Origin of the sequence: Faecalibaculum rodentium (genome assembly GCF_001564455.1) — a bacterium.
GTDB lineage: Bacteria > Bacillota_I > Bacilli_A > Erysipelotrichales > Erysipelotrichaceae > Faecalibaculum > Faecalibaculum rodentium.
The window spans coordinates 474,004-500,373 of the sequence record NZ_CP011391.1 but is presented as its reverse complement, the minus strand read 5'-3'; the positions used below and the strand labels follow the sequence as shown (position 1 = coordinate 500,373).

31 protein-coding genes and 1 pseudogene are annotated in these 26,370 nt (G+C 54.7%); 16 read left to right on the top strand and 16 right to left on the bottom strand.

All coding sequences use genetic code 11. The features are described from left to right. Window positions 1-15: 15 nt before the first annotated feature. The 3 genes from aalo17_RS02470 (at window position 16) to aalo17_RS02460 (ending at window position 1,310) form a co-directional block, all read left to right on the top strand. Window positions 16-522 (top strand): ADP-ribosylglycohydrolase family protein, encoded by a 507-nt coding sequence (locus aalo17_RS02470; RefSeq protein WP_082743192.1) that lies wholly within the window; start codon window positions 16-18, stop codon window positions 520-522. A 313-nt stretch (window positions 523-835) separates the two neighbouring features. Continuing rightward, complete coding sequence (locus tag aalo17_RS12990; protein WP_236940500.1) at window positions 836-1,048, top strand: type II toxin-antitoxin system RelE/ParE family toxin; 213 nt, start codon at window positions 836-838, stop codon at window positions 1,046-1,048. Continuing rightward, the gene (locus tag aalo17_RS02460; protein WP_067555157.1) at window positions 1,035-1,310 is read left to right on the top strand and encodes a helix-turn-helix domain-containing protein; all 276 of its coding nucleotides are present in this window, start codon (window positions 1,035-1,037) and stop codon (window positions 1,308-1,310) included. The genes aalo17_RS12990 and aalo17_RS02460 overlap by 14 nt, the downstream gene beginning before the upstream one ends. Before the next feature lie 59 nt (window positions 1,311-1,369). On the opposite strand, the gene aalo17_RS02455 is transcribed toward aalo17_RS02460, so the two are convergent. The 3 genes from aalo17_RS02455 to aalo17_RS02445 all read right to left on the bottom strand — a co-directional run bounded on the left by aalo17_RS02455 (window position 1,370) and on the right by aalo17_RS02445 (window position 5,077). Next, a complete protein-coding gene (locus aalo17_RS02455) occupies window positions 1,370-2,698 on the bottom strand; it encodes an MATE family efflux transporter (RefSeq protein ID WP_067555155.1) in 1,329 nt (442 codons plus the stop codon). A 137-nt stretch (window positions 2,699-2,835) separates the two neighbouring features. Continuing rightward, window positions 2,836-3,525 (bottom strand): response regulator transcription factor, encoded by a 690-nt coding sequence (locus aalo17_RS02450; protein WP_067555154.1) that lies wholly within the window; start codon window positions 3,523-3,525, stop codon window positions 2,836-2,838. Window positions 3,526-3,541: 16 nt separating this feature from the next. Next, window positions 3,542-5,077, bottom strand: coding sequence for an ATP-binding protein (locus aalo17_RS02445; protein ID WP_158507685.1), 1,536 nt, complete (start codon window positions 5,075-5,077; stop codon window positions 3,542-3,544). 181 nt (window positions 5,078-5,258) lie between these two features. On the opposite strand from aalo17_RS02445, the gene aalo17_RS02440 reads away from it, so the two are divergent. From aalo17_RS02440 to aalo17_RS02425, 4 genes are read left to right on the top strand one after another with little or no spacing between them, the layout of a single operon-like run. Then, entirely contained in the window at window positions 5,259-5,726 is a 468-nt protein-coding gene (locus aalo17_RS02440; RefSeq protein ID WP_067555150.1) for a hypothetical protein, read from the top strand. A gap of 37 nt (window positions 5,727-5,763) precedes the next feature. Then, a complete protein-coding gene (locus aalo17_RS02435; protein ID WP_067555147.1) occupies window positions 5,764-6,243 on the top strand; it encodes an NAD-binding protein in 480 nt (159 codons plus the stop codon). Further along, window positions 6,240-6,905, top strand: a complete 666-nt coding sequence (locus aalo17_RS02430; protein ID WP_067555145.1) for a potassium channel family protein — start codon at window positions 6,240-6,242, stop codon at window positions 6,903-6,905. Before aalo17_RS02435 ends, aalo17_RS02430 begins: the two co-directional genes overlap by 4 nt. A gap of 3 nt (window positions 6,906-6,908) precedes the next feature. Then, window positions 6,909-8,444 (top strand): TrkH family potassium uptake protein, encoded by a 1,536-nt coding sequence (locus tag aalo17_RS02425; protein ID WP_067555141.1) that lies wholly within the window; start codon window positions 6,909-6,911, stop codon window positions 8,442-8,444. Window positions 8,445-8,546: 102 nt separating this feature from the next. Here the strand turns inward: aalo17_RS02425 and aalo17_RS02420 are convergent, their stop codons facing one another. The 8 genes from aalo17_RS02420 to aalo17_RS02385 form a co-directional block, all read right to left on the bottom strand. Continuing rightward, window positions 8,547-9,110 carry a GNAT family N-acetyltransferase gene (locus aalo17_RS02420; protein WP_158507683.1) on the bottom strand — a complete coding sequence of 188 codons (564 nt, stop codon included), beginning with the start codon at window positions 9,108-9,110 and terminating at the stop codon, window positions 8,547-8,549. A 94-nt stretch (window positions 9,111-9,204) separates the two neighbouring features. Next, complete coding sequence (locus aalo17_RS02415) at window positions 9,205-10,050, bottom strand: class I SAM-dependent methyltransferase (protein WP_067555135.1); 846 nt, start codon at window positions 10,048-10,050, stop codon at window positions 9,205-9,207. Then, complete coding sequence (locus tag aalo17_RS02410; protein WP_067555132.1) at window positions 10,043-10,702, bottom strand: alpha/beta fold hydrolase; 660 nt, start codon at window positions 10,700-10,702, stop codon at window positions 10,043-10,045. The genes aalo17_RS02415 and aalo17_RS02410 overlap by 8 nt, the downstream gene beginning before the upstream one ends. A gap of 189 nt (window positions 10,703-10,891) precedes the next feature. After that, window positions 10,892-11,254 carry a DUF1667 domain-containing protein gene (locus aalo17_RS02405; protein WP_067555129.1) on the bottom strand — a complete coding sequence of 121 codons (363 nt, stop codon included), beginning with the start codon at window positions 11,252-11,254 and terminating at the stop codon, window positions 10,892-10,894. A 1-nt stretch (window position 11,255) separates the two neighbouring features. Then, window positions 11,256-12,515 (bottom strand): NAD(P)/FAD-dependent oxidoreductase, encoded by a 1,260-nt coding sequence (locus aalo17_RS02400; protein ID WP_067555125.1) that lies wholly within the window; start codon window positions 12,513-12,515, stop codon window positions 11,256-11,258. Beyond that, window positions 12,515-14,197, bottom strand: coding sequence for an NAD(P)/FAD-dependent oxidoreductase (locus aalo17_RS02395; protein ID WP_236940499.1), 1,683 nt, complete (start codon window positions 14,195-14,197; stop codon window positions 12,515-12,517). Before aalo17_RS02395 ends, aalo17_RS02400 begins: the two co-directional genes overlap by 1 nt. Window positions 14,198-14,447: 250 nt before the next feature. Further along, the gene (gene glpK, locus aalo17_RS02390; RefSeq protein WP_067555119.1) at window positions 14,448-15,950 is read right to left on the bottom strand and encodes a glycerol kinase GlpK; all 1,503 of its coding nucleotides are present in this window, start codon (window positions 15,948-15,950) and stop codon (window positions 14,448-14,450) included. A gap of 435 nt (window positions 15,951-16,385) precedes the next feature. Next, a complete protein-coding gene (locus aalo17_RS02385) occupies window positions 16,386-17,099 on the bottom strand; it encodes an MIP/aquaporin family protein (protein WP_067555116.1) in 714 nt (237 codons plus the stop codon). Between the two features lie 543 nt (window positions 17,100-17,642). Between aalo17_RS02385 and aalo17_RS13265 the strand changes: the two are divergent. The 9 genes and pseudogenes from aalo17_RS13265 to aalo17_RS02340 form a co-directional block, all read left to right on the top strand. Next, window positions 17,643-17,846: pseudogene (locus tag aalo17_RS13265) on the top strand (cation efflux transmembrane domain-containing protein); the annotation flags it as partial. A gap of 77 nt (window positions 17,847-17,923) precedes the next feature. Then, on the top strand, window positions 17,924-18,106 hold the full coding sequence (locus aalo17_RS02375; RefSeq protein WP_067555110.1) for a hypothetical protein: 183 nt from the start codon (window positions 17,924-17,926) through the stop codon (window positions 18,104-18,106). A 97-nt stretch (window positions 18,107-18,203) separates the two neighbouring features. Then, the gene (locus aalo17_RS02370; protein WP_067555107.1) at window positions 18,204-18,500 is read left to right on the top strand and encodes an MmcQ/YjbR family DNA-binding protein; all 297 of its coding nucleotides are present in this window, start codon (window positions 18,204-18,206) and stop codon (window positions 18,498-18,500) included. A 230-nt stretch (window positions 18,501-18,730) separates the two neighbouring features. Continuing rightward, entirely contained in the window at window positions 18,731-19,147 is a 417-nt protein-coding gene (locus aalo17_RS02365; protein ID WP_067555104.1) for a hypothetical protein, read from the top strand. A 1-nt stretch (window position 19,148) separates the two neighbouring features. After that, complete coding sequence (locus tag aalo17_RS02360) at window positions 19,149-19,367, top strand: helix-turn-helix transcriptional regulator (protein ID WP_067555101.1); 219 nt, start codon at window positions 19,149-19,151, stop codon at window positions 19,365-19,367. 82 nt (window positions 19,368-19,449) lie between these two features. Further along, window positions 19,450-20,220, top strand: a complete 771-nt coding sequence (locus aalo17_RS02355) for a DUF5131 family protein (RefSeq protein WP_082743189.1) — start codon at window positions 19,450-19,452, stop codon at window positions 20,218-20,220. A 181-nt stretch (window positions 20,221-20,401) separates the two neighbouring features. Further along, window positions 20,402-21,025, top strand: coding sequence for a TetR/AcrR family transcriptional regulator (locus tag aalo17_RS02350; protein WP_067555096.1), 624 nt, complete (start codon window positions 20,402-20,404; stop codon window positions 21,023-21,025). After that, entirely contained in the window at window positions 21,022-21,753 is a 732-nt protein-coding gene (locus aalo17_RS02345) for a CPBP family intramembrane glutamic endopeptidase (protein WP_067555093.1), read from the top strand. The genes aalo17_RS02350 and aalo17_RS02345 overlap by 4 nt, the downstream gene beginning before the upstream one ends. Window positions 21,754-21,874: 121 nt before the next feature. Further along, a complete protein-coding gene (locus aalo17_RS02340; RefSeq protein ID WP_158507681.1) occupies window positions 21,875-22,573 on the top strand; it encodes an RloB family protein in 699 nt (232 codons plus the stop codon). Window positions 22,574-22,782: 209 nt separating this feature from the next. On the opposite strand, the gene aalo17_RS02335 is transcribed toward aalo17_RS02340, so the two are convergent. The 5 genes from aalo17_RS02335 to aalo17_RS02315 are packed head-to-tail and all read right to left on the bottom strand — an operon-like array spanning window position 22,783 to window position 26,345. Next, a complete protein-coding gene (locus tag aalo17_RS02335) occupies window positions 22,783-23,268 on the bottom strand; it encodes a hypothetical protein (protein ID WP_067555087.1) in 486 nt (161 codons plus the stop codon). Then, window positions 23,268-23,696, bottom strand: a complete 429-nt coding sequence (locus tag aalo17_RS02330; protein WP_067555084.1) for a DUF4430 domain-containing protein — start codon at window positions 23,694-23,696, stop codon at window positions 23,268-23,270. Before aalo17_RS02330 ends, aalo17_RS02335 begins: the two co-directional genes overlap by 1 nt. After that, window positions 23,693-24,418 (bottom strand): helix-turn-helix transcriptional regulator, encoded by a 726-nt coding sequence (locus tag aalo17_RS02325; RefSeq protein ID WP_067555081.1) that lies wholly within the window; start codon window positions 24,416-24,418, stop codon window positions 23,693-23,695. Before aalo17_RS02325 ends, aalo17_RS02330 begins: the two co-directional genes overlap by 4 nt. Then, the gene (locus tag aalo17_RS02320; protein WP_067555078.1) at window positions 24,415-25,725 is read right to left on the bottom strand and encodes an ASKHA domain-containing protein; all 1,311 of its coding nucleotides are present in this window, start codon (window positions 25,723-25,725) and stop codon (window positions 24,415-24,417) included. The genes aalo17_RS02325 and aalo17_RS02320 overlap by 4 nt, the downstream gene beginning before the upstream one ends. After that, window positions 25,722-26,345, bottom strand: coding sequence for a cobalamin B12-binding domain-containing protein (locus tag aalo17_RS02315; protein WP_067560053.1), 624 nt, complete (start codon window positions 26,343-26,345; stop codon window positions 25,722-25,724). The genes aalo17_RS02320 and aalo17_RS02315 overlap by 4 nt, the downstream gene beginning before the upstream one ends. Window positions 26,346-26,370: the final 25 nt, after the last annotated feature.

Sequence of the window (26,370 nt, the reverse complement as noted above, 5' to 3'; positions counted from 1 at the left end):
TGGAAAAACGTCTGAATGGCTGCCATGCGTGTCAGCGGATGCGGCTATGTGGCCAATTCCCTGGAGAAAGTGAAGGCTCTGTCCAAAGCCGTGACGGAGGTCACGCACAACCACCCGGAGGGCCTGAAGGGAGCCCAAGCCACGGCCGTGGCAGTGTATCTGGCACGGACCGGCAAAACGAAGGACGAAATCCGGAAGTACATCACGGAGAACTATTACCCGATCGACTTCACGCTGGATGAGATCCGGGAGACCTATCGGTTCAACGAAACGTGTCAGGATACAGTCCCCCAGGCCATGGAGGCATTCTTCGAATCCACGGATTTTGAGGATGCGATCCGCAATGCCATCTCAGTGGGCGGAGACAGCGATACGCTGGCTGCCATTACAGGATCTATTGCGGAGGCCTATTATGGGGTACCGGAGGATATCCGGAATAGGGCGGAGGAATTCCTGGATGACCGCCTTTCGGGCATCCTGAAAGAGTTTGAGCAGCGGTTCCCCGCTAAGGTGGAAGTGTAACCGTTTGTGTATAAGTCATATACAAAAGGCGCCATCCCCTGGCGCCTTTTGCTGGTTCATACTGACTGGCATTTTTCAAGCTACTGGAAGTATTAAGCTTAACTGTCTGACAGCATATAATGGTCACGTATAAGGTTTGATATTATACTGTGGTCATCATGAATCATCCTGTTTTCGTGTTCTATACTCGGCCGAATGGCCATAACAAATTTCTGGAATTTATTGATCAATTACCCTTAAAGGACAAGGCAAAACTGCTGACCATGATATATCAGGTTCAGGAACACAGAATACAGATTTCTTTGCAGATGGAATGGGTAAAAAAATAGATAGTGATATCTTTGAAATACGCTCTAAAATAAGTTCAAATAATCAGCGGGCACTATATTTTCATGTAAGCAATAATCGCTACGTTATAACGCACGGATTTACAAAGAAAACTCAAAAAACTCCAAAATCAGAAATACAAAGAGCCAAAACCATAAAGAAAGAATTTGAAGAAGAGGTAAAACATGCCAACCATTAATTTCAACGAATATTTTGCGAATCAGTTAAAAGACCCAGAATTTCATCAACAGTTCATTGAAGAAAAAGCCATTTTGGATAGTGCTCTGGCTATCTCGGAAGCAAGGCACCAGGCTGGACTCAGCCAAAGACAACTATCCGACCGGGCTGGAGTTCCACAGTCTACGATTGCAAGGGTCGAACGCGAAAAAAACACCAGTCTGGCAACTATTTCCAAAATCGCAAGTGCGTTGGGAAAAAGCATGAAAATAACTTTTGAATAACGCAAAAGGCGCCATCCCCAGGCGCCTTTTCTCGTGCTCATCATCAATAGCCTGCCCAGCTATGCCAGCTGGAGATTCACCTGCTTTTTCACTTTGCCCCATTCCAGGATCGAGAGAATCGCGCAGATCACTTCCGTAACCACAAACGAACTCCATCCCGCATCCAGTCCATACAGATGAGCCAGGATCGCGGTCATCGGTATCAGCAATACCAGCTGCCGAAGCAGGGTGATGCCAAGACTCATCCCGGGATGACCCAGGGCCTGGAAGGCAGAACACAGGATCATGGACACACCCGCAAAGACAAAACTGAGGGAAATGATGCGCAGACACGGAATGCCAATGGCATACATGTCCTGATTGGCGTTGAACAACGCCAGCAGCGGCCCGGGGATCAGCTGAAACAGGATGGTTCCTGCCAGCATGATTGCCGTGGCCATCATCAGCGAGAACCGGACTGCCGGGAATATCCGGTCTTTGCGTTTGGCGCCGAAGTTGAAGGACACGATGGGAATCAGGGCATTGGTGAGGCCCATGACGATCATGAACACAAACTGCTGGAGCTTGATGTACACACTGAAGACCGAGACGGCCATGGCGGAAAACGGCATCAGGATCCAGTTCATGAACACCGACATGAAACTCATGACAGCCTGCATGACCATGGCGGGAATGCCAATCTGCAGGATCCGCAGCATAAGCGGCCCATCCCACCGGAATTTCCGGATATCCATGTGGATTTCCGGCACTTTTCTGCGGGTGATCCAGATGCCAAGGCCCATCGCGGTGACCTGGCCGATCACCGTTGCGATTGCCGCTCCGGCGACTCCGAGATGGAAAGTGAAGATGAAGACCGGGTCCAGGATGAGGTTGATCAGCGCCCCGGTTCCCTGGATCGCGAGATTGTACATCGGCCGGCCTGTCGCCTGCATGATGCGTTCAAAGGTGATCTGGAAGAAAATCGCGAAGGAGAACCCGCAGCAGATCATCAGGTAAGCATCGCCCTGGGCAATGACCTCCGCTTCCCGGGTGAAGAGGCCGAGAAACCACCGGGAGCCCAGGAACCCGAAGGCCAGGAACAGCAGCCAGCTGATCAGCGCCAGCAGCATGCCATTGAGGACGGACTGACTGGCCATCTCCGGTTTCTGTTCCCCGAGATACCGCGCCAGGACAGTATTGAATCCCACACCGATTCCGCAGGCTATGGCAATCATCAGCGTCTGGATGGGATAGCACAGGCTGACAGACAGCAGGGCTTCCTGAGAATACCCGGCGACGAACATGCTGTCGATGATGTTGTACAGAGCCGACATCAGCATGCTCAGGGCTATGGGAACGGACATCGAAACCACCAGATGGCGGATGTCCATGGACTCCATTTTATGCATTGAAAAACCTCCAGTGTTGTACTGTAACACAAAAAAGCCCGCCAGGCCGGTCTTCCGCCTGACGGTTGTGTTGTCAAAGCTGGCAGGGTCTGTCGTCAAACACGGAAACCGGTGCCACTGGACAATACTGCCTGGTCTCAGGCATCCGCCAGGCGGTATCCGACACCAATTTCTGTCATGATATACCGCGGATGGCCAGGATCAGGCTCAATCTTTCGCCTCAGGCCGGCCATGAGCGTCCGCAGGGCTCTGGTATCCTGCGCATACTGGATGCCGTAGACGGATTGAATGATCATTTGAGTCGTGAGCACTTTTCCGGGGGACTCGAAGAAGGTTTCCAGCAGTTTGTATTCCAGAGGCGTCAGGTGGATCTCACGGCCGCCAAGAAGTGCCCTGTGCTGATTGCGGTCCAGTGTCAGCCCACCGACTTTCCCCGCCGGCTTACCTGCTGCCGGACAATGCCGCAGAGCCGTCCGGATCCTGGCCAGCAGTTCTGTGGAGGAAAACGGTTTGGTGAGGTAGTCATCCGCCCCCAGGTCCAGGGCAGCGGCTTTTTCCTCATCCTGGTCCCGGGCGGAAATCACCAGAATCGGGGTGGTATCCGACCGGGACCGGATCTTTGTGATGAGATCCATTCCATCAATATCCGGCAGTCCCAGATCCAGAAGGATCACATCCGCCGGTCTGTCTTCCAGCCTCGTCAGTGCCTGCTCACCGGTTTCAGCCTGCTGGCAGGCATAGTGTTCTTTTTCCAATACATATTTCAGGAAGATCTGGATCTGTTTGTCGTCTTCAATGACCAGAATATCGGAATGATTCGGATTCATGTTCCTTTGCTCCTTTTTACTGGCTGGCAGACTCCATTACGGTCTGACCCGGTTCGTCCAGAGAGGATCCCTGTTTGGGACTGCCATCATCATACAGAGGAATGCCGACTTCAAACTGCGCTCCCGATCGGTCCAGGCGGTTTTGGGCCCTGATCCAGCCTCCATGGGCCTGGGCAATGGACTGGCAGATTGCAAGGCCCAGCCCTGTTCCCCTTCCCCGGTCCATGCGGTTTTTTTCACCGGTGTAAAAAGGCTCGAAAAGATGCGGCAGATCCCCGGGATCCAGTCCGCAGCCTTCGTCCCGGACAGTGAAGACGGCCATGTTCTCTTTGTCGTCCACCTTCAGCTGCACATCCATTCCACTGTCCGGCAGTGTGTGCCGGATGGCGTTTTCCAGAAGATTGACCAGCAGCTGCACGATGAGCTTGCCATCTGCCTGCACCATGATCAGATCGGCAGGAACCTCAAACCCGATGTGGCAGTCAGGATGCCGGATCTCCACGGTGCGGATCGCTGCCTCCACCAGTTCTTCGGCGCACTCCGGCCTGCAGTGCAGACTCAGCCGTCCTTCTTCCATGCGGGTCAGACTCAGGATGTTCTCCACAAGAGAATACAGCCAGGCAGTTTCCTGCAGGATGCCTCTGATCAGTTCCCTTCGCCTGGCGGGTTCGGGTTCGGTCTCCAGAAGCATGTCACAGGTTCCCAGGATGCCTGCCAGAGGGGTACGAAGATCATGGGAAATGGAACGCAGAAGATCGGACCGGTAGTGTTCCTGTACCACCTGTTCCTGGATCTCCAGCTGTCGGGAAATGCTGTCGGTTTTCTCCAGACCCAGCGCAGCGCACTGGCACATGGAGTCCATGAGGCGCAGCTGAGATTCGTCCAGCTGATCCGCCTGCTGCTCTGGAATGCTGAGAACGCCATAGGTTTTCTCCTTGCCGGCAATGACCCAGTTCCGGAACCGGTTCTTCCGGGAACTGGTCCCGTTTCCCGGGCCATTCAAAAAAACCGAGCTTTCAGCCGGTTTGTCACCCGGCGCAAACCGGACCTCGACTCCGAACGTCTGCCGGAAACAGGTCACGATTTTCTGCTCTGCTTCCTCCATGGTCACAGTTCCGCGAAGGCTCCTGGTGAGTTCATAAAATGCATTTGCCTGCTCGGCCTGGAATCTGGCTGTGCTGGCACTTTTCTTTTCGCTGGACGTGATGGTGCTTGCGATCAGGGATGTGACTCCCATGATGAAAAACGTGACGGGATAGTTGGAATCATCCACCGCCAGCGAGTTGTAGGGAATGGTGAAAAAATAATTGAACAGCAGTACAGCTGCGAATGATGCCGTAATGCCGTATCCGGCTCCGTGTGTCAGTTTGGTGCAGATCACGACCCCCATCACATACAGGAGGATGATCGTATCCTCGGACAATCCCTGATGGAAAAACAGCATGCCTGCCAGGGTGGAACACAACAGGCAGGCGATCATGATCAGAAAACTGGCAGCGGTCTGCCTGAGCCGGTACCCTGGCAGACTGCCATGGAACTGGGTCACTTGCATTGTCTCCTTTCCCGGATGTTCCAGGCAGGTCCTGCCGTATCGCAGGCGGCTGCCGGACTGTCCGGAATGCAGGAGCATTATATCATCCTCACACAATCCTCACATGGCTTGCGCCATCCTCACACCAATCTTGCACAGGACCTTCTATGATAGGGACACAACAGAAAACGAGGAAAAATGTATGCTGAATTTTACAAAAGCGCTGAATACACAAAAACGGAAACCCGGTCCGGGGAACAGAAGTGACAGGATCCCCGGTCACACGATTGAAACTGTCACCTGCCAGGTCCGCAGTCTTCTGAAAGAATGCCGCCTGGACGCGTGCAGACAGGTTATTCTCGACCTCATGAGACAGTATCCCGATGCCGCCCAGCCCCACAATCTGATGGGTCTGCTGCTGGAAAAGGAAGGATCCCATATCATGGCCCTTCACCATTTCCGGGCGGCTGTGGCCCTGGAACCTGGTCACCGTCCGTCTCTGGAGAATCTGAACCGGTTCAGTGAGCTTTACTACTCCGGAGAAGGTGTGTTTGCAGAAGAAGAATGCAGACCTGCTGAAAGAGAAAACGTTTCAGCCTGTGGTTACCAGGTAGGCTATGACCGCAAAGGCATGGCGCATCTTTACAAGCTTTCTTCCGGTCGCCGGTAAAAGCCATAACACACAAGAACAAGAAAGGAAGAAAATCATGTTTCATATTCATAAAAAAACCCTGGGCGTGTTTGTCATTGGCTGCAGCCGCCTTGGCTCCCTGCTGGCCAATACATTGTATGCACAGGGTCGCTGCGTGACTGTTCTGGATCACGATGAAGAAGCATTCCGGAAACTGTCATTCTCTTATGGCGGCATGAAACAGCGCCTGGAAGCCACCGACATGGAAGAACTCAAGCAGTTGGATTTCCGGCAGGCAGACAAGGTCTTTGTGGTCACAGAAGATGACTGTACCAATGTACTCTGCGCGCTTCTGCTGAACACTCTGTATCCTTCCCTGCATATTCTGGTCCGCCTGCGGGACATGAGCCGACAGGCTGTGCTGGAAGACACACAGATCGAGGTGATTTGTCCCGACCTGCTGTGTCTGCAGCAGTGCTCGAGTCTCATCACAAACCACGACAGACAGTCCGGGTTCCAGCGAAAAGAACGGTTCTTTCCGGGGTCCCGGGCATGAAACAGCAGATCCTGATTGCCGGGGGCCGCACCAAAGCCAAATCCCTGGCGCTGTCTCTGGCACAAAAGGGCTGCAGCATCACCATCCTGAACAAAAATGCGGACGACTGTCAGTACCTGGCGGAAAGTACACCCTGCAAAGTGATCTGTGCAGATGCCACCAAACCCTATGTGCTGGAAGATCTGTCTTCCAGCCTGTTTGATTCCATCATCACCCTTTGTCCCCGGGATGCGGACAACCTGATGATCTGCCGGCTGGCCAAGGCGGTGTTCCCCGGGACCCGGACTATTTCCCTGGTCAGCGATCTCTCGAAAAAAAAGGTGTTCACCCGCCTGGGAGCAGACCGGGTCATCTGTGCGGCTTCTGTGATTGCCACCATGATTGAAAATGAAGCCTTTCTCAAAACTGTGACCAGTCAGGAAACAGACTGCCAGACCGGACTTCGTCAGATGCAGATCGACCTGCAGGGACAGGATGCGGCTGTCGGCAGGACACTGGAGGAACTTTCCTTTCCCGCCCAGACGATTGTGGGATGCATCCTCCGCCAGGATGAGCTGCTGATCCCAGCCGGCAGTACCCGGCTTTTATCCGGAGACAGCCTCGTGATTCTGGTGGGTGGCAACTGTGAGCCGCAGCTGCGGACACTGCTCAAGGGGGAGTAAGTCATGAACCGGCAGCATGCGGCATCCGCCTGGAACGACTGGTCCAGCCTGGGAAAGATGATGGTTCTGATCGGAGGACTGTGCCTGGTTCCCCTGACCATGATTCCCTTTTATCCCGCTGACAGCCAGTATCTTTCCTGCTTCCTGCTCCCCTCTGCTCTCTCGGCGATACTGGGCGGAGCCATCTGGATCCGGTGCTCACAGCCAGCCCATGTCCCTGGATTTTGCCGGGAACGGGAAAACCGCCCGGCTATTACCCGCCGCAGTTCCCTCATCGTGCTGGCCGCCTGGATCTGGGCTTTTGTGGCAGGCGCCCTCCCCTTCATCCTGGCAGGACTTCTGCGGCCGGTTCCCGCGCTGTTTGAAGCCGTCTCTGGCTGGACCACCACAGGGCTGTCTGCCATGGACGTGGCGGCGGTACCGAAAATCTTTCTGTTTCACCGCAGTTTCATGCAGTTCTGCGGCGGGCTGGGGTTTGTGATGATGATGGTCATTGCCACCAGCGGCACGCATGATATCCGTCTGTTTGAAAGCGAAGGCCATCCCGATCAGCTCATGCCTGGCCTGAAACGCACAGCCCGGACAGTGCTGGCTCTGTTTGCGGGATTCCTCGCTGTGGGTACCCTGGCACTGACGGTCTGCGGGATGAGCTGGTTTGATGCCGTCAACCACGCCATGTGCGCACTGTCCACCGGCGGGTTTTCCACCCGCGCCGGCAGTATTGGCGAATACCAGTCTCTGTCCATCGACCTTGTCACCATTGTACTGATGCTGATTGGCACCACGAATTTCGCAGTCCTGCTTTTGCTGGCCAAAGGCAGGATCCGACAGATCCTGAAAGTCACTGAAGTCCGGTTCATGGCCGGACTGCTGGTGGTCGCCATCGGGCTCCTTGCCTGGATCCTGTATTCCCAGCTTCACCTGCCCTGGCAGGAAAGTCTGCAGAAAGCCGCCTTCGACGCGGTTTCAGCGCTTTCCACATCCGGGTTTTCCTCCATGAGCTATGCCAGCTGGCCGGCGGCAGCCATCGGACTGCTGATGGTGCTCATGGTGATTGGCGGCGGGATGGGATCCACAGCCGGCGGCATCAAGCTGCTCCGGATCTGTCTGGCTTCCAAAGCCCTGCGGTTCTGGACCCGCCGGCAGGTGACGGATTCTTCCGAGATCACACCTGTCACCTATGTCCGCACACAGGGGAAAACCACGGCCTCCCGGGATCTGATCCGCTCGGTTTTCGGATATATTGGCTTGTACCTGACGATCCTGGTGACCGGGACCCTGCTGATCTGTCTCATTTCGGATCTGACACTCACTGACAGCTTTTTCGATTTTGCCTCGTCTCTGGGGACCGTCGGACTGTCTATGGGCGCCACCGGCCCCCAGACAGCGGATGGGGTGCTGCTGGTGGAAATGGCGGGCATGCTCCTGGGCCGGCTGGAAATCCTGATTGTCTTCAAGGGAGTTTATTCCCTGAAGGAAATCATCAGTCAACGGCTCAGAAAGCCGCGTTTCCCGGAAAACCACTGTTCTCTGTTGTGAAACACAGACTGTCCCTGTCTGCCGCTAGAAAACATAAAAAGCGCCGGTTCCGGCGCTTTTTGTCTGTGTCACAGTGACCAGTGTGACTGGCTGCTCATGCAGTCAGATTCCAGGCTCTGCCAGCCTGTGTTTGTGTTTCTGCTGCGATGGATCGTCGCGCAGGTTCCGGCGCAGAAGGTAATCTGTCTGCTCGTCTTCGCCGACGGTGAAGATGTGTTCCCCGATCCGCAGGAACCCGTTTCGTTCATAGAACTTCAGGGCCTTCACATTGTCTTCCCAGACCCCGAGCCAGACATAGTCCATACCCTGGTCCCTGGCTTTGTCCAGCACGAAGTCCATCAGCCTTTGGCCGATCCCCTGCCCTTGGTAGTCGGTGGAGAGGTAAATCCGTTCGATTTCCAGCGATTTCGGATCCTGCATCTCCGACTGGGCCGGTCCGCGGTTGAGTTTCACGAACCCCGCCGGTTTGTCATTGTCCCACAGCATGTAAAAGTCGGAATCCGGGTTGGCGAGCTGCTCCTGCAGACGTTCCAGACTCAGGCGTTCCCGCAAAAAGATCTCCATGTCCTCGGGCCTGGTGTCGGCACCGAAGGTATCAGTGAAGGTCTGGTGAGAAAACTCCTGGAGCAGATTTGCATCCTCCAGGGTGCATTTTTTGAATGACATAACCATACGATCGTCCTCCTGTCATGTGGTCTGTGTCGTGTTTCGACAAAAGTATGCCACATGCTGCAGGACCGGAACATTCCGGTGCTCCCGGTCAATGATCGCGATCGCGTTCGGGGTCTGCGAGGGGGGAAACCGCCTGCCCCGGTTCCTGACTGCTCCGGAACTCATACAGCCGGTACAGTCCCCGGGCCAGTCTTCCGGCATACAGCTGCCGGAAAATCATCTGTTCTGCAAAGGAAAGCTGTCGGATGCAGCACTCCGGTGTCATGTCGTGTTCCTGTACAAAAACCAGTCCTGTCTTTACTGCAAGTGCTTCGGGATCATCCATCCCCCATACCTGGTTTACCCCTGTCTCCCGGATGGGATTGCCCATGCGGGACAGTCGGGCAGCCCGGGTGCTGTAGCAGTCCATGAGGAGGCGGACTTCACTGAAGTAAGTGCCCAGGTCTGTGAGCAGACAGACAAATTCCTCCGGTTTGAAATACATGCTCACGCCTTCCATGACCACAATGGCGGGTTGTCCACCGGGAATCACCGTCTTCCACTCACCGCTTCGCATATCGGTGCCCGTCATAGTATAAGTCTCTGTTTCCCGGAACCAGTGTCGCCGTTCTCGTATCACGTCGGGAAAGTCGATGTCATGCCACTGTATGGGAGGATGACCCAGACGGCGGATGCGGCTGTCCAGACCGCAGCCGAGGTGCAGCACCACCGCATCGGGATTCTGGCGGATCTGTTCCCGCAGCCAGGCATCATACACCACCGCCCGCATGGCGAGATAATACGCCAGCCATCTGGAGCGGGACTTCCCTGTCAGCCGGATCTGTGCCCGGTCCCAGAGCGTTTCGGCGGTGGGATCTGACAGAATGATGCCGTTGCGGCTGACGTGGGCTTTGCCATACAGCGGGATGTACAGCGTGCGGCTGACTTCATCCATGAGCCAGAAGCTCCCGCCGGAAGAACCGGATCATACCCGCCAGCTGATCCGGATTGTCCCGGTTGAGTTCATGACCGCCATCCAGGATCAGCAGACGCGCCTGCGGTACCAGGGACAGCAGCTGGCGGGCTGCTTTCTGGTTGACCCGGTCTTTGCTGCCCACCAGGATCAGTACCGGACAGGTGAGGTTCTTCAGCTGTTTCGAAAAGTCCAGGTCCATCATGCTGGTGGACAGGGTCTTCATCTGCATCCGGTTCAGGCCCGTTTCGGCAAACATCTTTTCCGGCATCAGAGAGAAAGCAGCATTCTGGATCTTCAGAAGTGCTCTGGGCATCTTCACCTGCGGCGCTACGAGGATCAGGGATCGGACGGCGTCCGGATGCTGCAGGGCGTGGTTCAGGGCCAGCACGGCTCCCAGGGACAGCCCGGCCAGGTCGGCAGGCTGTTCCACTCGGGACAAGGCTTGTTCCAGCCCGAAGACCAGCTGTTCATAGTGTGCGCTGTTTTCGAGGTACTCTTTCAGCTCCGGCGCCACAAGCTCTGTATCAGGAGGCAGGTGCCGGATCACCGGCTTCCAGCTGGCTGCATCCTGGCCCAGGCCATGGAGAAGCACCAGCGGCGGCTGTTTTGTTGTCTGTTGTGTATCTGTCATGATTGGTGTCCTTTACTGTACCCATGATATCGTGCAGCATGCATCGGCACCAGAGACGGTACATGATTCGCGACAGACAAAAAATCCGCCGAAGCGGATTTTCCTGCCTTACCGGGAAGACTTTTTGTAGAACTCGTCGATCTTCTCAAACCGGAAGCGGGCTTCCCGGGTGTGAGAGGGGTATCGGTCTTAAATCCGGTCGATATTCTTGGTTGCAACCAGATCGGCACCGCTGCCGGCAATGTTTTCAATCAGAACATCGCCAATATGAACAGGTGCCTTGACAACCAGATTTTTCATAGCCCGGGTGACATCGAAAATCATCCCTTTATCGACCGGCTGGCTGGTCTTGCATGAAACCATGGCGATATTGCCATCGCTGACCGGTACAATACTGGTCACCATCCGCACCGGATGGGTCACTTCCGTAATGGCATACGCCTTGCCGCGGGGGCAGGTATTGCCGGTCACGGATACAACTTCGCCTTTTTCCATCACAACATGGAGGTTGCAGCCCATTGGGCAGTTAATGCAGATCAAATCCCGTTCCATCTTAAGCTGCCTCCGTTTCTACCAGGATTTCTTTTGTCTCTGGAGTGATCCATTCTTTGCGCAGGACAATGTCTTCCATTTCTCCTGGCGCCATAATCATGCGCTTCTTGTGAATTTTGCGCTCGCCATCCACATACACATTGACAAATCCGCCTTTCAAAACGTTGCCGACCCGGAAACGGACGATTGTGTTTTCATCCATGCGGTTGGGATCCACTTTGAAAGGAACCGTATAGCGCACCAGACCGCCGGTCTTGATGTCGATTTCGTGTTCAGATTCCGGAATGCCTTCCAGGACATATCTGGCTGCCATTTCACCGGCTTTTGCAGCTTCCTGGCTGACAAAGTCTACCAGGTCATGAACATGCAGCACGTTTCCGCAGGCAAAGATGCCCGGAACGTTTGTTTCCAGCGATTCATTGACCACCGGCCCATTGGTGATGCGGGAAATCTCCACATCGGCTTCTTTGGACAGCTCGTTTTCCGGAATCAGGCCGCAGGAAAGCAGCAGAGTATCGCATGGGTACTCGATTTCGGTTCCCGGAATCGGCTTGCGGTTTTCATCCACTTCGGCTATCGTTACGGATTCAACGCGTTCCCTGCCTTTGATATTTGTGACGGTGTGGGAAAGCTTCAGCGGAATATCATAGTCATCCAGGCACTGGACAATGTTCCGCTTCAAGCCGCCTGAATAAGGCATCAGTTCGGCGACGACATGGACCTTGGCGCCTTCCAGGGTCATGCGTCTGGCCATGATCAGGCCAATATCACCCGAGCCCAGGATAACCACTTCCCTGCCGGGCATCTCACCATCAATATTGGTCAGCTTCTGAGCCGTTCCGGCGGAATAAATACCCGCGGGACGGGTGCCGGGAATACTCAAGGCCCCCCGCGGACGTTCCCGGCAGCCCATGGCCAGGACAATTGCATCCGCGTTGATTGTCTGCAGCCCGTCTTCGCTGCTGACATACGTCACATTTTTATCCTTGTCGACATCCAGCACCATGCTGTTAAGACGATAAGGGATCTCCAGTTCATTGACCTGATCAATAAAGCGGGAAGCATATTCCGGTCCGGTCAGTTCTTCTTTAAAGGTATGCAGGCCAAAGCCATTGTGGATGCACTGGTTGAGGATCCCGCCCAGCTGGCTGTCGCGTTCCAGAATGAGGATATCGTCGAGGCCGGCTTTCTTCGCGGCGGCTGCAGCGGCCAGGCCTGCCGGGCCGCCTCCAATGATGACAAGCTGCTTATGGTTTTCCATTATTGAATGTCCTCCTTGTTGCGTCCCGTAATGATCTTGCTGCCTTTGGTGGATTTGGTGACTTCATCGAATGGGATGTTGAGCGTTTCCGAAATGATTTCCATCGTTCTTGGCGAGCAGAATCCCGACTGACAGCGTCCCATGCCGGCTCTCACCCGGCGTTTCACGCCATCCAGGCTACGGGCGGGAATTGAGCGGGAGCAGGCATCCTTGATGGAGCCTTCCGTTACTTTTTCACAGCGGCATACCATCTGGCCATAAGCCGGATCCTGTTCGATCAGGGCTTTCCATTCTTCCCGGGAAAGATCATTCACATTCACAAAACCGCGGCGTTCGGGCTTGTAGTTTTCATTAGGACCAGGATGCAGCTTGCTGATGATGATTTCAGCAACCATTTCCCCGATCGCCGGGGCACTGGTCAGACCCGGGGATTCAATTCCGGCTGCGTCAATAAAGCCATCGGCATTTTCCCCGATAATGAAATCGCCGCCTTCCGGCACGGCCCGCAAGCCGGCAAACGAAGTGATCACCTGGTTGAAAGGCAGATGATCAATGGTCATCGAAGCTTTTTCACGGACTTGCGCCAGGCCTTCGGCTGTCGTATTGATGTCCTCTTTGGTTTCGGTAAAATCAGCGGTTGGACCGATCATCAAGTTGCCATGTGCGGTTGGAGTAATGAGTACACCTTTTCCGGCGGCTGTTGGCTGCTGGAAAAGGACATGGCTGGCCATCTTGCCGGCATCCTTGTCAAACAGAAAATATTCTCCGCGCCGGGGACGGATATGGATTTTTTCTTCGCACACCATATTGTGCAGATCATCAGCTTCAAGCCCTGCTGCATTGACGAAGAGTTTCGTTTCAAATTCGCCATTGACCAGCCAGCCGGTTTCGGTTTTTTCGATTGTTTCGACAGGCGTGTTGAAGAAGAATTCAACACCGTTGTCCGCTGCATTTTCAGCCATGGAAATCGCCAGAGTAAAAGGATCAACCACGCCAGCCGTGGGCGCATACAGGGCACAAACGGCCTGGTCGCTCAGTTCCGGTTCCATTTCGTGAAGTTCTTCTTTTTCGACGATGCGAAGTCCTGGTACATGATTGCTCAGCCCGCGCTGGTAAAGCTCTTCAAGTGCCGGACGGTGTTCTTCATCAAAACAGATGACCAGGGAGCCGGTATTGTTAAAATCAAAATTCAGAACATCAGCCATTTCATGAATCATTTCATTGCCGCGCACATTCAGTCTGGCTTTCAGGGTACCGGGCATGGCATCGTACCCGGCATGGACAATACCGGAATTGGCTTTGGTTGTTCCCTCGGAAATGTCTTCTTCTTTTTCCAGCAGGGCCACCTTTAAATCCAGTCTGGCCAGCTGCCACGCAATGGCTGCGCCTGTTACGCCGCCGCCGGCAATCAGAACATCAAATTTTTCCATGAATGGAATTCTCCTCTCACATGATTTAGATAAACGAACGATAAAAAATGGTTTGAAACTGATCCTTTTGCGAACAGAAAGAGTCCAGCCTGATTCTTCCGGGCAGCAGCCTGGAAGATGGCAGATCTTGAAAGGACGTGCCAATGAAGAATTTCCAAGTGCAGATCTGTAAAGCACAGCCATAACGGGCTGGTTTGAGCTTTTGCCTGAGATCCGAATAAAACCAATAGACTGACTTTGCCTCAGGCCCATGGGAATGCAGGCTTTGAAAACAGAAGTGCTTCTGTGGATGCAAGGATCAGGAAAGGCAGCAAATGTTTCTGCCCGGACCGTTTAAAAGATTTCAGATGCAGGGTCCCGGCTTCGTCTGGCAGAAAGGGCTTGCTGCTTCGTTGCTGTTATATATGGAAGGCTTTTCAAAGTCTGCCTGTATGCCTCAGACATTGAATAAAATGTGTCTGAGGCATGGCAGTCTGTACAAGCGACAGGCGAAACCGGTCGCTTATTCCATAGCTTCCGGCTTGAATTCGCGGCAGGCTTTCACGGCTTCTTTCCAGTTGCGGTAGCGCTTGTCCATTTCATCTTTGGAACGCTCTGGCTTGAAGGCCTGGCCAAGCTCGATTTTCAGATCGTCCTTGTTCCAGAAATCCACCGCCAGACCGGCCAGGAAAGCAGCTCCCAGGGCAGTCAGTTCATTGACTTTGAAGCGGTCAACTTCCACCTGACAAAGATCGGACTGGAACTGGAGCAGGAAGTCGTTGGCTGCAGCACCGCCATCGACTTTCAGCACCTGAATCGGCACGCCGGCATCGGCTTCCATGGCGTTGAGAACTTCTCTGGCCTGGTAAGCCATGCTTTCGATACCTGCCCGGATCAGCTGGTCGTGGTTCGTTCCCAATGTCAGGCCGACAACAGCGGCTTTGGCCTTGTCATCCCAATACGGAGCCGCCAGGCCTACGAAGGCCGGAATAATGTAAACTCCGCCGGTCGTTCCGGCACGGATGGCCATTTCGGCTGTATCGCCGACTTTTTCAAACAGGTTCAGCTCGTCTCGCATCCACTTCATGATGGATCCGGAGACAAAGATCGAGCCTTCCAGGGCGTAAATGACTTCATCGCCAATCTGCCAGGCAATCGTGGAAAGCAGGCCGTTATTGGAACGGACGATGTCTTTGCCTGTGTTCATCAGCAGGAATCCGCCGGTCCCGTACGTGTTTTTGGCCATGCCTTTTTCCAGGCAGAGCTGACCAAACAAGGCGGCCTGCTGGTCTCCGACAACCGAAGCGATCGGCACTTCGCAGCCAAAGAAATGGTAAGGAGCGGTCGTGCCATATACCTGGGAAGTGGGCACGATTCTTGGAAGCAGCTGTTCCGGAATATTGAAGGCCTTGAGCAGATCTTTATCCCATGCCACTTCAGCGATATTGCACAGCAGAGTCCGGCTGGCGTTGGAAGCATCCGTAATATGCTGTTCGCCGCCCGTCAGTTTCCAGACAAGCCAGGAGTCCATGTTGCCAAACATCAGGCTGCCGTTTTCGGCTTTTTCGCGGACACCCGGTACATTTTCCAGGATCCAGACAATCTTGGATGCCGAGAAATAAGGGTCAATGCGCAGCCCGGTTTTTTCACGGATCATGTCTTCCAGACCTTCTTTTTTCCAGCGGTCGCAAATATCGGAAGTCTGTCGGGACTGCCAGACGATCGCTTTGTATACGGGCAAGCCGGTTTTCTTATCCCAGATGACTGTCGTTTCACGCTGGTTGGAAATGCCGATCGCTTTGACTTGTTCGGGCGCAATGCCGCTCTTATTGAGGACATCCGCCATGACAGCCAGTGTATCCAGCCAGATCTGGGTCGCATCCTGCTCAACCCATCCGGGTTTTGGATAGTCTACGCCTCCTTCTTTCTGGGAAACGGCTTTGATCTGACAATCATGATCAAAAAGGATGGCTCTTGTCGAAGTGGTTCCGTGGTCAATTGCAAGAATGTATTCTTTTTTACTCATTTTTTTCTCCTCAAAACTGGGTTTTGTTCAGTAATCACACCCGGCTGTTCTTCTGTTGGCGCTCACAGATGCACAGCCCGGTGTTTCTGTCCACGAGCCATCCGCCTGGATTCAGTCCTCAGCCGTTGATCGCTGCCAGAGCCGCGGAATCTGGCCGTGAATCAGGCGGAAGCCCGGATGGATTTCCTTTGTTCTTTTTATGTGAGGGATCAGTCGATTGAGATCCCCGTGTTCAGTTTGTTGTATACTCTGCTATCTGTCTGCGCTTCCTTCCTTTCGCAAAACTTTGCCGGCAAAGGCGCTTCAGGCCATTTGTTTTCCGGCCAGACTGTGCTCAGAAGCCCTATCCCGATACTCGATTGGAGACTTTTTGCATCCAGTAAGCGCTTACATCAACTGTAATGGATGCGTTCAGTGTGCTGTTCAGACTGATTCCTACCAGGGAATTGCCGCATACAGCAATACGGCACAGATTGCGCCAAGAATGGGAGCAAATAATGGAACCGTCAGACCATAGCTGAAGTTCGAATCGCCTTTGCCTTTGATTGGCAGCACCGCATGGGCCAGTCTTGGACCTAAATCACGGGCCGGGTTAATGGCATACCCCGTCAGTCCGCCCAGCGACATACCGATCGCGACAATAATTCCGAAAACAAACAGTTTATCCACGCCCATGGCGATGCCGCTGACATTGGAAATGCCCTTGATGGCGAACACCAGGATAAATGTTCCGATAAATTCCGAGAAGAAGTTCAGCCAGAAATTCTTGATCGAAGGACCCGTGGCAAACACCCCAAGTTTTGTCCCGGGGTCTTCGGTGGCATCAAAATGGCCTTTAAAGAGGACATACACAATGCATGCACCTACGAAAGCCCCCAGCAGCTGAGCCAGGATATAGCCTGGTACCTGACTCCAGGGGAAGGAACCATCCACTGCGAGAGCAAGCGTTAAAGCCGGGTTGAATGACGCCCCTGAAGCTTCGCCGAAGATAAATGCCGGGATCATAACCGCCAGACCCCAGGCGATGCAGATCTGCAGCGCGCCTGCGCCTTTCATGCCTGAACCAGTCAGATTCACGTTGGCAACAACACCGCAGCCCAGAATGATCAGCAGTGCTGTACCGACAAATTCACCAATGTAAGGAAGCATAAATCACCTTTTCTCCTTTTAATTATGGCCAAAGCAAGTCTGTGCTTTTATGCGCCAAGACCATGAGCAGCAAAAAGCAGCAGACTGTGCCTGGAGAGTTTTCCATCCTTGCGGCGGATGAAGTGGAATAAGAAGAAGCCCATCTTCTTTGGGAGCGCTTCCTGATCAGGGAAGCTCTTTCAGTACCGGCCTGGGAAAAAGTTTGTTTTGTCTTGGCACAATGAACAGCAGATTCTTTTCATCCAATTCATCACGAACAGCGTGTTCATCTGTTTTATCGGACGATACAGGACGCTGTTTTCTGATGCGTGTGAAACCCTTTTTCCTGCAGCACCTCCAATATGCCCTAAAATTCGATGAAAGCCCATTCATAACGCCCAAGGCAACACATAATTATGATAGATACTTGACGGAATTTGTCTATTGCATTTTCCAGTTTTTATATATATTATTGAATGATGTATAGACATTTCAGATATAATGTATTTAAAACATAGACTATCTTAATATTCTTTCTGATTTCTGTCGATCAACAAAGATCCTTTGTCCAAACTCATTGCGGCCAGTGACTCCGACGATGCTCCGGTCTCTTTTGTCAACATAAGTGAACCCCGTCTGTCCCGCACGAAACCGGACCAGAAACATCCCTTTGATCATGGACAGACTGAGTACATAACCAGTGCCATTGTGATCGCTCTGGTTGTGCATATCGGAATTGAAACACAGATCAGCTCCATCCAGCACCTGGTCAGTGTCAAAACAAAGACAGATCGTGCGAATAAAGCCCTCCCAGGATCATTCGAACATCCAGGAGGACTTTGTTTATGGAACAGACAATACCGCAGCCCGGAGCGGGTATCGATTTTTCTCACATCATGCCCATTGCCTTGCATGCAGCCTCCGATCTCAGGAAAGGATCCATGCTCCCTGTTTTGCGGAAAAGACGGACAGCGGGTCCTCTCCTGCATCATCTGGCTTACGTCCCGGAATTCCCGGCTGTAGGCTGAAGGTGGAGGTGCATACGATGACAAGAACCGCAAAGGGACTGTTCCACCCGCAGGTGGAGCAGCTGATCGAAGAGACCTGGCATGCCAGGCCGGAGTTTTGTGGAAGAAGTTTTCAAACTACGCCGTGTTCCGTCATCCGGAGAACGGGAAATGGTTCGCGCTGCTGATGGAACCCACATGGGAAGAGCTGCATCTTCCCGGTGAAGGAAAAACCGAGATTCTGGAAGTGAAGTATCCTGCGAATCTGAAGCAGGAACTGGGTGGCATTCCGGGGATCCTTCCGGCATATCACATGAACAGGAACAACTGGATTTCGGTCCTGGCAGACGGTTCAGTGCCGGAAGAAATCATCCGACGTGTCCTGGAAACCAGCTGGCAGCTGACAGAAAAATAATCTGATTCCGAATCTTCAGGCAATGACCCAACTCGGCAGACGGCTCCACAGAGAAACGGGCTGCCGGTTTTTTTCTGTTCCCCCCTCGTTCTGAACCAAATCCGGGATGCAGCCCCTGGTGCCTGAGACCCGGAGAAGCGGGAAATACATCACATTCCATTGTCATCTCTCTGCTTGAGTAATATATCTCACACAGATAAGTGCGAAATATATCACTCGGAGGCAACCGCATGCACAAACCTGTATCTTTGAAGGAACTCGTTGGTACCCAGATCATATTCGCCATCATGCTGGTGTCCTGTTACTGGATGTGGGCAAGGACAGACTGGCAGGACTGGTATCCTATATTGCAGTTTGTCCTGGGAGGGTTTCTGTTTGTGTTCTTCATCCTGCTGTGTTTGCGGATGGAAAAATACAAAAAGGAAAGTGTGGATGAACTGGCTGAACGAAATCTGAAACGCGCTGACTCCATCTGTCTGAAAATTATTGTGGCTGCCATGACCGGAATTGCCTGGGCCTGTGTCATTATGGGGCACATCCACAATTTTGATACAGCAGTGATCGGATGGGCCATCGTTCTCTGCATCCTGGCGCTGGCTGTGATCCGGACGATTCTGTTTTTCCTCTTTGACAGCAGGGGCCTGTGAGATGGCACTGATCACAAAAGTAAAGCTGTACCGAGAACAGACCGGAATGAAACAGGCTGATCTTGCCACCCGTGTCGGTGTCCGGCGGGAAACCATTGTTCACCTGGAAAATGGACGGTACAATCCGTTGCTGAAACTGGCGATGGACATCGAAAAGGTATTCCAGGTGACGGTAGAGGAACTCTTCGAGTTTGTGGAGGATGAGCCGCAGAACAGCTGACGGCCCGCTGTCCTGACTGACCGCGGATTGGGCCATCCAGGATCCGGTTGGCATCAGTGTTCACATACTATATTCTGCAGATATGAGAGATATATCCTGGAATCCCTGGGATGGCTGTCATCCCTTTTCTGCCGGGTGCAGAAACTGCTTCATGAGACGGGCCGATTTGCGTCATGGCCGGAATCCGGATGAAATCACCCGGTCGAAGACCATGTTCGATCTCCCGCTGAAAAAGAAACGGGATGGAAGCTGGAAGGTGCCATCCGGTTCACAGATGTCTGTCTGTTTCAACTCGGATTTCTTTCTGGAAGATGCGGATGCCTGGCGCCAGGAAGCCTGGGACATCATGCGGCAGCGGCCGGATGTGCGCTTCCTGATTCCCACCAAACGCATTCACCGGATCCGTGACTGCCTTCCCCCGGACTGGCATGGCGGCTGGCCGCATATATCCATTGCGGTTTCCGTGGAAAATCAGACAGCGGCCAGACAGCGGCTCGATCTGTTCCTGACGATCCCCTGTCAGCACCGGCTGATTTTTGCGGCTCCTCTTCTGGAGGAACTGGATCTGTATCCCTGGCTGAAAACCGGCGGGTTCCAGCTCGTATCCGTGGCCGGGGAAAGCGGCCTGGAGGCCCGTCCCTGTGACTTTGATTGGATGGAGAAGATCTATCTGGACTGCCGGAAAACACGAACGCCTTTTGAGATTCACCAGACCGGACGGTATTTTATCCGAAACGGGCATCTGTACACGATCCGGAAGAAGGACCAGTTCCAGCAGGCACACAAGGCCCACAGCTGGCTGCGGCAGCAGCACCGGCTTCGGCAGACGTCCCTGTTTGAAAAGATGGAGTGAAGAGACTGCCACTGCAGTTTGCCTGCCTTTGAGACCGTATGGCCAGACCCATGGCTGTACGTTTTTTTCAGCGGCAGCATTATCCACACCGGCAATCATCGGCATGTGGAACTTCATAAAATCATTGACGTTATATAACCTATGTTATATAACGAAATCACGAACAGAAAGAGGAATTGACATGCCCCCGAAACAGAAATACTCCGCCGATGAAATCCTCAGCGCCGCTCTGGACCTGGTCCGCCATCATGGACTCGCCGCATTGACGATCCGCAATGTGGCGCAGTCGCTGGATATCTCCACACAGCCGGTCATCAGCTGTTTCAAAAACAGCGCTGCCCTGCATGAAGCGGTCTGGAAATCCGTCAATGACATCCATGGTCGGTACCTGATGACCTTCGATGGCTCTGATCCCGAAGAGATTCCGCTGCAGATCGGCCTCAACTACATCCGGTTCGCAACAGAGGAACCCCATTTGTTTCAGCTCCTGTTTCTCAACGGTCCCGGCCCCGGGGGCATACAGTCCCTGGCGGGGCTCACAGAGGACCCGGATCTCAAGCCCATGCTGGAAGCCATGGCGCAGGGTGGCGGGATCTCCCTGGAACAGATGCAGTCTTTGTTCCGGACTCTGGCTGTGTATGTGCATGGCTATGCGTGTCTTCTGGCAGGCGGGCTGATGAAATCGGATCAGGAACAGATGAAGCAGGACCTGACGGATTTCTGGACCATCCATCTCAATGGCCTGGAATCCCCTGAACCTGGACAGACTGCGTCCCGAACAAACGCGGAAGGAGGCAGATCATGAAACAGGTCAGCGGACTCCGTAAATTCTGGAACGAACATTCCCTGGCACTGGCCCTGACCCTGATTCTGGTGTATGTGGTCGGAACCGGCAGTCTGCGAAACAGCGTCGGGGATGAGAGCATCTTCATGACAGTGTGGATGGTGGCCCTCACACTGTCGGTCGTTCTTCTGACGATCCGTCTGCATGCCGGACAGAAACTGGGTCTGGGACCGGTCTGGTTCGGACGCCGGCAGCTGTATCTGCTGGCCCTTCTGCCCATTCCGGCGGTCAACCTGCTGGCCGGTCTTCATGCCTCTGCGCCTGTTTCTTCCCTGCTTTGCGAATCGGTTTCCATGATCCTGGTGGGATTCCTGGAGGAAGTGATCATGCGGGGATACCTGTTTGAGGCCCTGCGCAAGGACTCCCTGAAAGAAGCGGTGCTCATCACGTCCCTGACCTTCGGAATCGGCCACATCGTGAACCTCTTCACGGGACAGACAACCCTGAGCACGCTGCTGCAGGTGGGATATGCACTGGCGATTGGCCTGGTGTTTGCCCTGGTGCTGGTGAAAACCGGCAGCCTCTGGCCCTGTATTTTCATTCACTCCCTCATGGACCTGCTCGCCGTGTTCGCCGGACAGATTTCCAGTCAGCAGGCAGCCCTGGTTTCCCTGCTGCTTATGGTGTACTGTCTGGGTCTGGCCTGGTATCTGTGGAAGAAAGTGCCAGGATCAGTGCAGACTGGATGATGGCCCCTGGCAGGCGTTTGTGCCTCCATCATCCACGATTCAGCATCCCAAAAAGGCCATGGGGATCGATGCTGTGGCATCCGCCGCACCATCGGTCTGCATGGCCTTTTATACTGAAACCATGAAGAAACCGCGTCTTTCCCGTCTGGAGGAACAGAAGCTGAAAAAGCGTCTGGCGAGACAGGATTATGCAAAGCTCTATCTGATCCTGACAGAAGGTACCAAAACCGAACCGTATTATTTCGAGGGATTCAAGAAAGCGGTGGAGTCCTGTCATCCGGAGATCCTGGTGGAAATCATCGGTGTGGGCAAAGCCACGACCAAGCTGCTGGAATTCGCGGATGAATTCATAGAAGAATTCAGCGTCCATAACGCAGAGCTCTGGCTGGTGACGGACAAGGATGACTTCCAGGCTGACCATTTCAACAAACTCGTCAGCGAGTGCCTGCGGCGTGACAAAGTGAAGTTCCTCGGCAACTGGTGGCATGCAGCGTGGAGCAATGAGTGTTTCGAGCTGTGGTTTGTGCTCCACTTTTCCTTCTATCAGGCCGCAGCGACGAGAACCGAATACTACAAGATCCTCAAGGAGCAGTTTCGCAAACACCGTCTGGGTTCCTGGAAAAAGAATGACCCGGAGATATTCCGGATCATGACATGCAAGGGAAATCCGCGGCTGGCGATTCATTATGCGAAGAAGCTGCACAAAGAAAAACAGGGACAGATTCCGTCATCGGTCAGACCGTGTACCACGGTGTATGCACTGGTCGAAGAACTTGCCCGCTACCTGCCCGCGGACTTGAAGCAGCGGTTCTTCGGCTGAGTCCTTCCTCTTTCACTCCGATTTCAAACGGCCTGCACACAAACAGCCCGGCAAACGCCCGGCTGCCTGTGTGCAGGCCGTTCATCATTCAAGGCTGTGACCCTCATCTTTACAACCCCGTAGCCGCAACCATCCACTTGATCTCTGTACTGACACATTCCTCCACCCCACAGGTCATGGAAGTGAACGCAACGGCAATGCCGTTCCATTCACCTGCATGTCTTCAGCACCGCACACACCGGCCGGAACAGACACAAGGTCAGGATGACACTCAGCACCCCCTGAATCAGGGAGGTCTGCAGTCCCAGCAGCAGGTAACCGGCGGCCAGGACCCTGGAAAACAGCATCCAGGGGATCTGCAGAAGCTGTCCGGTGAGAAAGGACAGACACCCTGTGACCAGGGCCGCCTGCAGACTGGTCATGTGTCTCGTGCGCAGGCAGGAGACACCCAGGGAGTACAGGGGGTAAATGGCGAGGTACATCAGGGACCAGGGAGTGAGGCCCTGGATCAGCAGCATGTTCAGGACACAGAAGCAGACCGAGGACAGCACGGCAATGCGGCGGTCCAGACACAGCGCAACGCATACAATGGTGAAGGTCACGGCTTCCAGGTACAGGATGCCGGAGAAGGCCGTGAACACCACCAGTTCCAGAGCCCCGAGCAGGGCCGCCTGCACGAGCTGGCGGACGGACATCAGCTGCCGCTGGAGAAGGTGAAGACGAAACTGTCTCCGTCTGCGATGATCACATCATCCGCGGCGGGGCAGTATCCTTCCTTCTGGCAGACGGTGTTGTTGTCGGATTCATAGGTCCACCAGGGGCCTTTGTTCCAGTCTTCGGTTGCCAGACCCTCCAGTCCCATGATCATGGTGCCATACTCTCCGTTTTCGAATGTTGCATTGAGGTCTTCGCTGCTTTTCAGGGCATCTGTCAGGTTGCCGGCGGTTGTGGTGATGTCTTCATCCACGACAGTGTTCCCATTCTGATCCTTTGCGAGGATGTGAATTGTTTTTTGGGCAGATGTATCTGTCAAAGCTGCGGTCTGGTCAGCCGGCTTTGTGCCGGCACAGCCGGCCATGAGTGCCAGGCTCAGGGCACCGGCCGCAAGCATTGTGTTCTTCATGATCCATCGATCCTTTCTGTATACCGTTTGTACTGTCCCGGGGTGATGCCGTAGATGCGCACAAATGTCTTGTGCAGGGCACTCCGGCTGGAAAAGCCGTTGTCCAGGGCGATTTCCTCGAGACTCCGGGTCCCCCGGGAAATGGCTTCCTTGACCTGCGCCATGCGGCAGCGCATCAGGTAGCTGTGCACGGACATGCCATAGGCACGGGAGAAGCTGTGCATGACATGCCCCGGGGAATAGCCCATGGCCTGCGCCACGTCTTTTGCGGTGATGTTCTGCCGGCAGTGGTCTTCGATCCAGCGGGCGGCCTGAATCGCCACACTGTTTTCTGTTGTGCTCCGCCGATACCAGTGGGAGAGAAACTGCAGGACCACGGCAGAAATCATGTAGGCATCGGGCTCCTTCGGACGCTCCAGCGCATTTTCCAGTCCCCGGAAGAAAATCAGTGTCCGGGCCTGAAAGGATTCCGGGGCAGTGGTCCTGCCAGATTCCAGCCCCGGGACGCCGGCAAGCAGGGCCATATGGGCTCTTTGTGAATGCAGCGTGAACGTCCCGGGCCCTGCTGCGGCAATGGTCGTATGTGGGCTGACGGGGGTTCCATCCACGCACATGAACGCATCCTGGCTGAGTGCCACCAGCAGCTGTCCTTGTGTCAGGACAAACTGCCTGTCCACCGGTCCATCTATGGAAAGATCCATAAGCTGAATCAGGTCTTTCATGCCGCTGCCTCCTGCAGGCTCATGGCTCTCGCGAACGCCAGCGGGAACCGGGTATCCTTCTCCAGTTCCAGGACCCGGGCTGTCAGCTCATCCCCCGGCAGGGCATCCTCAGCCATGACCTGGCGGCAGGCACCTTTGAGCGCCATGTTGCCGCAGAACCGGATCTTCCCGCGCCAGGCGGGATGAAACAGTCCCAGGCGGATGCAGGCGTCCGCATTCAGTCCCAGGGAGAATCCGCCGGCAATCCAGACTTCTTCCACCTGGGCGGGATCCGGCACCAGCAGCTGCCATCCGGCCTGCAGGGCACCCTTGGCAAGCTGAAACATCCGGATGTCCTTCTGTGTCAGTTGCAGGCCTTCGACTGGCGGGCACCCTTTGAGTTTCCCGGCGGGAGTCACAAGATCTGCCTGCCGCAGGGCATCGATCCAGGAAATGAGCCCGCTGCCGCAGACTCCCTGTGCCGGTACATCCCCGGCTGTGTGCCCGTGCCACCGGCCCTGTTCATGATACACGTGCACCAACGCTTCGGGCAAGGCCGCCATGCCAATGGAGATCCCCGCGCCTTCCAGCGCCGGTCCGCAGGCAGTGCTGCATAGTGTGAGTGTTCCCCGGTCATACCAGGCCAGTTCTCCGTTGGTTCCCAGGTCCATGTAGAGAAAGGATTCGGCATGATCGGCGGCCAGCACTTCCTGGAGCCCGGTGCGGATGTCAGCGCCGACATATGGCGCAAATGGGGCGCAGACGATTTCCTGGCGGCTGCCATGGCGTGTGATGACCGGATCGGGATGGGGAATGGTGAACGGGGCCCTGGCCAGCGGGGCCGGGTCCGTGCCCAGCCACAGATGGGTCATGACGGTGTTGCCTGTGATGACCAGCCGGTCGATTCCCTGGAGATGGGGTTCGATCAGTGTCCGGATCAGGTCGGGAGGCATAGACGCAAAGTGGTCAATGCGGGAGAGCACATCCGCACCCCAGGCCCGCTGGGGATTGCCCCAGGCCAGTTCCTTCACCACAGTCCCCGCATCGTCCAGCAGGGCCAGTACCACAGTCGTCGTGCCGATGTCCAGTGCAGCTAAACGCGGTGTGCTTCCTGTTCCTTCGGTCACACCCGTCCCGGCTATGTGTGCCTGTGCCATCTCATCCCCGTCTGCTGTGTCCGGCCTCACCGCATGCTGGCAGCCCAGGCGCCATCCCCTCGCACACAGCGTATCCCCCAGCACCCGCCAGTCGGCCTCCAGCACCGGCAGATCCGGGGTCTGCACACGACACTTCCCGCACAGTCCCTGTCCGCCGCAGTCCCGGCTCATCCCAGAGTCCGAGAGAGCTGCACCGCATCCTCTGTGTAGAGGTCAGCCCCGATGGATTTCGCGTACTCCGGTGTGACGGGCGCACCGGCCACAGCCACCTTCACCTTGTCCCGCAGTCCGGCTTCCTTCAGAGCTTCGATGGTTTTCTCAAAGCCATCCATGGTGGTCGTCAGCAGCGAGGACATACACAGGTATTCCGGGTGATGCGTGCCAACGGCCTCCACAAAGGTCTCCGGCGCCACATCCACCCCCAGGTCCAGGACAGAAACGCCCTGAGACCGCAGGAGCAGCATGCACAGGTTTTTCCCGATGTCATGCAGGTCTCCCTGCACCGTGCCAAAAATCACGCGGGGCGGTTCATCGGCTTTTTCCTCCGTCACCATCAGCGGTTCCAGCCGCTCCATGGCGGCATTCATGATCTTTGCCCCGATGAGCACCTCTGGTATGAAGGCTTCCCCGGCAGCCCATTTGTCGGCGATGTCGTTCATCCCCGGAAGCAGTCCCTGTTCCAGGATCGCCTTCGGTTCCATCTGCTCCTGCAGGGCCTCCTCCACATAGCCCAGGATCGCGTCTTCGTCTCCGTCAATGAGTTCGGTGCGGATTTTTTCCAGTTCGTTCATCCTCTGTTCCTCTTTCTTCTGTCTC

Excerpts from the sequence above, each read along its gene's own strand:
- aalo17_RS02470 (WP_082743192.1), top strand. The coding sequence starts at position 16 with ATGGCTGCCATGCGTGTCAGCGGATGCGGCTATGTGGCCAATTCCCTG.
- aalo17_RS12990 (WP_236940500.1), top strand. The coding sequence starts at position 836 with ATGGGTAAAAAAATAGATAGTGATATCTTTGAAATACGCTCTAAAATA.
- aalo17_RS02460 (WP_067555157.1), top strand. The coding sequence starts at position 1,035 with ATGCCAACCATTAATTTCAACGAATATTTTGCGAATCAGTTAAAAGAC.
- aalo17_RS02455 (WP_067555155.1), bottom strand. The coding sequence starts at position 2,698 with ATGCATAAAATGGAGTCCATGGACATCCGCCATCTGGTGGTTTCGATG.
- aalo17_RS02450 (WP_067555154.1), bottom strand. The coding sequence starts at position 3,525 with ATGAATCCGAATCATTCCGATATTCTGGTCATTGAAGACGACAAACAG.
- aalo17_RS02445 (WP_158507685.1), bottom strand. The coding sequence starts at position 5,077 with ATGCAAGTGACCCAGTTCCATGGCAGTCTGCCAGGGTACCGGCTCAGG.
- aalo17_RS02440 (WP_067555150.1), top strand. The coding sequence starts at position 5,259 with ATGCTGAATTTTACAAAAGCGCTGAATACACAAAAACGGAAACCCGGT.
- aalo17_RS02435 (WP_067555147.1), top strand. The coding sequence starts at position 5,764 with ATGTTTCATATTCATAAAAAAACCCTGGGCGTGTTTGTCATTGGCTGC.
- aalo17_RS02430 (WP_067555145.1), top strand. The coding sequence starts at position 6,240 with ATGAAACAGCAGATCCTGATTGCCGGGGGCCGCACCAAAGCCAAATCC.
- aalo17_RS02425 (WP_067555141.1), top strand. The coding sequence starts at position 6,909 with ATGAACCGGCAGCATGCGGCATCCGCCTGGAACGACTGGTCCAGCCTG.
- aalo17_RS02420 (WP_158507683.1), bottom strand. The coding sequence starts at position 9,110 with ATGTCATTCAAAAAATGCACCCTGGAGGATGCAAATCTGCTCCAGGAG.
- aalo17_RS02415 (WP_067555135.1), bottom strand. The coding sequence starts at position 10,050 with ATGGATGAAGTCAGCCGCACGCTGTACATCCCGCTGTATGGCAAAGCC.
- aalo17_RS02410 (WP_067555132.1), bottom strand. The coding sequence starts at position 10,702 with ATGACAGATACACAACAGACAACAAAACAGCCGCCGCTGGTGCTTCTC.
- aalo17_RS02405 (WP_067555129.1), bottom strand. The coding sequence starts at position 11,254 with ATGGAACGGGATTTGATCTGCATTAACTGCCCAATGGGCTGCAACCTC.
- aalo17_RS02400 (WP_067555125.1), bottom strand. The coding sequence starts at position 12,515 with ATGGAAAACCATAAGCAGCTTGTCATCATTGGAGGCGGCCCGGCAGGC.
- aalo17_RS02395 (WP_236940499.1), bottom strand. The coding sequence starts at position 14,197 with ATGGGCCTGAGGCAAAGTCAGTCTATTGGTTTTATTCGGATCTCAGGC.
- glpK (WP_067555119.1), bottom strand. The coding sequence starts at position 15,950 with ATGAGTAAAAAAGAATACATTCTTGCAATTGACCACGGAACCACTTCG.
- aalo17_RS02385 (WP_067555116.1), bottom strand. The coding sequence starts at position 17,099 with ATGCTTCCTTACATTGGTGAATTTGTCGGTACAGCACTGCTGATCATT.
- aalo17_RS02375 (WP_067555110.1), top strand. The coding sequence starts at position 17,924 with ATGGAACAGACAATACCGCAGCCCGGAGCGGGTATCGATTTTTCTCAC.
- aalo17_RS02365 (WP_067555104.1), top strand. The coding sequence starts at position 18,731 with ATGCACAAACCTGTATCTTTGAAGGAACTCGTTGGTACCCAGATCATA.
- aalo17_RS02360 (WP_067555101.1), top strand. The coding sequence starts at position 19,149 with ATGGCACTGATCACAAAAGTAAAGCTGTACCGAGAACAGACCGGAATG.
- aalo17_RS02355 (WP_082743189.1), top strand. The coding sequence starts at position 19,450 with ATGAGAGATATATCCTGGAATCCCTGGGATGGCTGTCATCCCTTTTCT.
- aalo17_RS02350 (WP_067555096.1), top strand. The coding sequence starts at position 20,402 with ATGCCCCCGAAACAGAAATACTCCGCCGATGAAATCCTCAGCGCCGCT.
- aalo17_RS02345 (WP_067555093.1), top strand. The coding sequence starts at position 21,022 with ATGAAACAGGTCAGCGGACTCCGTAAATTCTGGAACGAACATTCCCTG.
- aalo17_RS02340 (WP_158507681.1), top strand. The coding sequence starts at position 21,875 with ATGAAGAAACCGCGTCTTTCCCGTCTGGAGGAACAGAAGCTGAAAAAG.
- aalo17_RS02335 (WP_067555087.1), bottom strand. The coding sequence starts at position 23,268 with ATGTCCGTCCGCCAGCTCGTGCAGGCGGCCCTGCTCGGGGCTCTGGAA.
- aalo17_RS02330 (WP_067555084.1), bottom strand. The coding sequence starts at position 23,696 with ATGAAGAACACAATGCTTGCGGCCGGTGCCCTGAGCCTGGCACTCATG.
- aalo17_RS02325 (WP_067555081.1), bottom strand. The coding sequence starts at position 24,418 with ATGAAAGACCTGATTCAGCTTATGGATCTTTCCATAGATGGACCGGTG.
- aalo17_RS02320 (WP_067555078.1), bottom strand. The coding sequence starts at position 25,725 with ATGAGCCGGGACTGCGGCGGACAGGGACTGTGCGGGAAGTGTCGTGTG.
- aalo17_RS02315 (WP_067560053.1), bottom strand. The coding sequence starts at position 26,345 with ATGAACGAACTGGAAAAAATCCGCACCGAACTCATTGACGGAGACGAA.